This window comes from Amycolatopsis jejuensis (assembly GCF_000717335.1).
Lineage (GTDB): Bacteria > Actinomycetota > Actinomycetes > Mycobacteriales > Pseudonocardiaceae > Amycolatopsis > Amycolatopsis jejuensis.
In genome coordinates, this window is the sequence record NZ_JNYZ01000098.1 from 1 (window position 1) to 727 (window position 727).

1 protein-coding gene is annotated in these 727 nt (G+C 63.8%); it reads left to right on the plus strand.

Going from position 1 to position 727, the window contains the following annotated elements; all coding sequences use genetic code 11:
- Positions 1–636 (plus strand): amidase family protein (locus OO71_RS45905; RefSeq protein WP_245633993.1); only part of this gene is annotated, 636 nt, incomplete at its 5' end.
- Between the last annotated feature and the right edge of the window lie 91 nt (positions 637–727).

A 727-nucleotide genomic window follows, 5' to 3' on the forward strand; every position in this document is an offset into this window, starting at 1 on the left:
GGGTTTTTTGTGGATGGGGTGGATCCGGAGTTTCGGTCGGCGTTGGAGGCTGCGGTGGGGGTGTTGACGGAGGCGGGCATGGTGCGTACGTCGGTGGAGTTACCGATGATCGAACAAGCCCAGACTGTGCATTCGACGATTTTGCTTGGTGAGTCGTATTCGGTGCATGAGAAGTTGTTCCGGGAGCGGGGTGAGTTGTTCGGGGAGAGTGCGCGGAGCCGGATGGCGTTGGCGAGTACGTTGCCGGCGTCGGCGTATTTGCGGGCGTTGCGGGTGCGGAAGGTGTTTCAGGAGGAGTTCCGGAAGGCGATGGCGGATGTCGATGTGGTGGTGACGTTGACGTCGCCGGGTCCGCCGGCGCGGTTCGATGAGCAGGTGCCGCGGGACAATGGGCGGGGTGCGGCGCGGGCGGCGCAGAACCGGTTCCGGCGTCCGTTCAGTGTGGCGGGTGCGCCTGCGGTGTCGGTTCCGTGTGGTTTCACGAAGGCGGGGTTGCCGATCGGGTTGCAGATTGTGGGTCGTCCTGGTGATGACACGACGGTGCTGACGGTGGCGAATGCGTATCAGCAGCGTACTGATTGGCATAAGCGGGTTCCGTCGTTGCCGGGTGGGGGTGTGGCTGAGGATGTTTGCTGAGTTGTCGTTGGGGGTGTTGTCGGGGTTGTTGCGGCGGGGTGAGGTGTCGCCGGTGGTGGTGGTGGAGGAGGTGTTGGAGCGGATTGCTGGG